Below are 4294 nucleotides of genomic sequence, written 5' to 3'. Positions count from 1 at the left end.
TGCAGAACCCACGATACCGGTAACGTGCTTTACCCCTTCTTGCAATAGTGTTTCAACAATGGCTTCACTCGGTGTCATTTTTACTTTAGACAATTCGCTAACCTCCATTTACTTTCTACATTTATTTCCAGGTAAATCTATTTAGATAGGAAATCCTATCTGGATACAGTTTATAATTCTACAGTTTCTAAAGCTTTCTTAATAGCTCCCACCATTCTATCGATTTCATCTTTAGTAACAATATACATAGGAGCCAGGGTGACTGTGTTGTTAAAACCAGGAATACTGCGATTAGTTCTGCCCACCAGGACACCTTGGGAAGCAACATTACCCAGAACCTTACCCATATAGGCTTCGCTTACTGGGGTCTTTGTATTTTTGTCTTCAACTAGTTCAATACCGGCGAACAGACCCTTGCCACGAATTTCACCAACTACGGGCATGTCTGCTAACTCTCCCAGACGATCAAAGAGGTACCCACCCATAGTAACAACTTTTTCTAACATATTTTGCTCTTCAATTAACTTAATGTTAGCAAGGGCTGCAGCTGAGGCACCCGCGCTGCCACCATAGGTACTGATATCCCGGAAATAAGCAAATGTATCTTTAGGATCATTTAGGAATTGATCATACAGGTGTTGTTTGCAAACAGTGGCCGAAATAGGCATATAGGAACTGGCCATACCCTTTGCCATAGTGGTCATATCCGGGCTTACATTAAAGTGCTGATGACCAAACCATTTACCGGTTCGACCAAAACCACACACCACTTCGTCCATGATTAACAGAACTTCATACTTTTTGCAAATCTCTTGCACAATATCAAAGTACTCTTTTTGAGGAACCAGAATACCACCACCGGCCGTAATTGGTTCAACAATAAACGCTGCTACTGAATCTGCTCCTTCTTTTTGGATAACGTCTTCCAGCGCCCTGGCACACTCCATGTTGCAGCCTGGATAAGACTTGCCAAAATGGCAGCGATAGCAATATGCTGCAGGGATTCCAACAAAACCAGGCACTAAGGGACCAAAGCCCATTCTCCGTTCTTCTTGTCCTGTTGCACTTAAAGCCCCAATGGTGGTTCCATGATAATCGCGATGACGATAAATAATTTTGTATTTATCCTTTTCGGGATATTTCAAACGGAAATACTGACGGGACATCTTAAAAGCTTTTTCGTTTGCTTCCGATCCACTATTGGAAATAAATACCTTTGAAGCATCCGGTATTAAAGTGGTAAGTTTATCAGCTAATTGAATAGCCGGAGGGTTACCTGCACTCAATGCATAATAGGGCATTATTTTTAGCTGTTCATAGACTGCTTCTGCAATAGATTCTTGTCCATAACCTACGTTAACGCACCATACACCACCGGAAAGACCATCTAAAAACTCTCTGCCACGTACGTCTTTAATGTAGCAACCTTTTCCTTCTACGATAATAGTAGGCTCAACACTTTCGAATACCTTGTGTTGTGTAAGATGGTGCCACATATTTTTCCGGTCCTTTTGAACTAACTCATCGGCGGATAATTCATAACCTCTTGCCATGTTAAAATCCTCCTTTTTAGAATCCTCACTCCGGCTTACGTCCAGCCGAAGTGAGGATACTTGAAATAATCAAATGATTTAGCTGATTATACTGCAGAGACATGTGTATTCTAGACCTAGATCGTCAGCTACGGCTTTATAGGTACACTTACCAGCTGCCACATTGACCCCTTTAGCCAGGGCACCATTATCTTTTACTGCTTGAACCCAACCTTTATTGGCTAATTGAACAGCATAGGGCAGGGTCACATTGGTCAGCGCATAGGTGGAAGTACGAGCTACCGCACCCGGCATATTGGCTACAGAATAGTGAACTACACCGTACTTTTCATAGGAAGGATTGTCGTGTGTGGTTACCCGGTCAATGGTTTCGATCGAGCCGCCTTGGTCAATGGCTACGTCTACAATAACGGACCCCGGTTTCATTGTTTTTACCATGTCTTCTTTTACTAATTTGGGTGCCTTAGCTCCAGGAATTAATACAGCACCTACTAACAGGTCTGCTTCTTTTACAGCTGCTGCGATATTGTAGCTGTTGGACATCATGGTCTTAATCCGTCCACCAAAAATATCATCTAAATAACGGAGACGATCAACACTAACATCAATAATGGTGACATCAGCACCTAAACCCATTGCCATTTTAGCTGCGTTGGTTCCTACAATACCGCCGCCCACAACAACAACCTTGGCAGCAGGAACACCTGGTACGCCACCCAGCAGAACACCTTTACCACCAAAGGTTTTTTCCAGCAAATGGGCACCGATTTGAACAGACATACGTCCGGCTACTTCAGACATGGGAGAGAGCAGGGGCAGTGCGCCGTTATCCAATTGAATGGTTTCATAAGCAATACCGGTTACTTTCTTTTCCAGCAAGGCTGCTGTCAATTCCGGTTCGGGAGCAAGGTGTAAATAGGTAAAGAGAAGCTGGCCTTCTTTGAACAGACCATATTCTTGTTTTAGGGGTTCTTTAACTTTCATAATCATGTCAGAACCATCGAATACTTCTTTCGCTGTAGCCATAATTTTGGCACCAGCAGCGATATATTCTTCATTGGTAATGCCGCTGCCCAAGCCAGCGTTGTTTTCAATAATTACTTGGTGGCCATTGTCGATCATGGCCTTTACACCAGCTGGTGTCATGGCTACACGGTTTTCATTGTTTTTTATTTCCTTTGGCACTCCGACGATCATAATTAAACTACCTCCCCAATTGATGTGTTTGAATTTTTTAATCCATCATAGATATGAACTTATTATCTCTTTCACAATCAAAAAGCACTTCTGATCATACGCTATGGATAATTAACTGGGTCTATCTGACCCGGTAAAGAAAACCAACTTCCCTACCGGGTCAAAATAGCTACTTACTTATTCCAGTTTCTTACATCCAGATGAGCATACTTGGGTAAATAACGGGTAGGTAATGCCAGAGCATCTTTTCTGAAAGGAGGTGCCAGTTGAGTTCCGTCACATACTATTTCTAGTACGGTAGGCTTACGGCTCTTGAGGGCCGCTTCTAAAGCCGGACCTACTTCTTCAGGCTTATCTACACGAATTCCTTGAGCCCCCATTGATATAGCTACCGGTGCAAAGCTCTCGGGATTTGGAATATCTGCTCCTACAAAACGGTTGTTGTAGAAGTCAACTTGGTTTTTCTTCTCTGCACACCAAGCTCCGTTTCTAAATACGATGGCTACTACAGGCAGGTTTTGTTCTACGGCTGTGCTTACTTCGTGTAGACTCATACCCCAAGCTCCATCACCAACGATCGCTACTACAGGAGCTTCCGGTCTGGCGATTTGAGCTCCTAATGCTGCAGGATAAGCAAAACCAGTATTACCAAAGGTCAGAGCCGCAATATGCTTTCCTTCACCACTAAAACGCAGGTAGGTGTTGGCGGTGGAGGATACGTTACCAATATCGGTGCTAACAATCGCGTTCTGAGGCAAGGCTTTTTGGATTTCTAGCAGGGCTCTCCGGGGGTTAACGGGAACACCGGGTACCATGGCCAGATCAACACATTCTTTGTCCCAAGCTTCTTGACGTTCTTTAATTTTAGCCATGCGCTCTTCGTTTACTTTGGGCTCAGGAATTTTAACTTCCAGACGCTTCAGAATTTCAGAACTGGCTTCTTTAGCATCGCCAATGATACCTACTTCAATGGGGTGGGTCCGGGCGATGTGTTTGGGGTTAATGTCAATTTGAATAATCTTGGCATCTTCCGGGAAGTAGTTGATGTCGTATTGAGGCAGAGTGCCAAATACAGACAGTCTGGTACCGATACCCAGAATTACATCTGCTTCTTGTAAGGAGTACATCGCTGCTTTGGAGCCCATGTAGCCGATAGGGCCTACCCACAGGGGATGGTCAGCGTAGAAAGCATCATTGTGCAGATAGGTCATAGCTACAGGAGCTGTTAAACGCTCGGCAATTTTAGCTACAATGTCTTTAGCGCCAGCATCTACTACACCTCTACCGGATACAATAACCGGACGCTTGGCGTTGGCCAGTATTTCTGCGGCTCTGTCTAAGGATTCCAGGGAACCACAACCACGGGCGTCTACACGGTACTGGTGGGGAGCTAAAATGCGCTCTTCCACTTCACCATAGAAGTAGTCACGGGGGATATCATAGAGTACTGCACCACGTTCTGCATAGGCAATACGGAATGCGGTTCTCAGGCAATCAGCGGCTCTTTTGGGATGAGGCACTCTTACGGTTGCCTTGGTAATGGC

At 44.5% G+C, this 4294-nt stretch carries 3 protein-coding genes; all 3 read right to left on the bottom strand.

The features are described from left to right. Positions 1-170 precede the first annotated feature (170 nt). Complete coding sequence (locus BUA78_RS19535; protein WP_072914981.1) at positions 171-1553, bottom strand: aminotransferase family protein; 1383 nt, start codon at positions 1551-1553, stop codon at positions 171-173. Between the two features lie 78 nt (positions 1554-1631). Continuing rightward, entirely contained in the window at positions 1632-2750 is a 1119-nt protein-coding gene (gene ald / locus BUA78_RS19530) for an alanine dehydrogenase (protein WP_072917890.1), read from the bottom strand. A 173-nt stretch (positions 2751-2923) separates the two neighbouring features. Further along, positions 2924-4294: sulfoacetaldehyde acetyltransferase (locus BUA78_RS19525; RefSeq protein WP_072917887.1), on the bottom strand; the 1371-nt coding region annotated here is incomplete at its 5' end.

Source organism: Desulforamulus aeronauticus DSM 10349 (genome assembly GCF_900142375.1).
Classification (GTDB): domain Bacteria; phylum Bacillota; class Desulfotomaculia; order Desulfotomaculales; family Desulfotomaculaceae; genus Desulfotomaculum; species Desulfotomaculum aeronauticum.
This window is presented reverse-complemented; position numbering and strand designations above follow the sequence as displayed.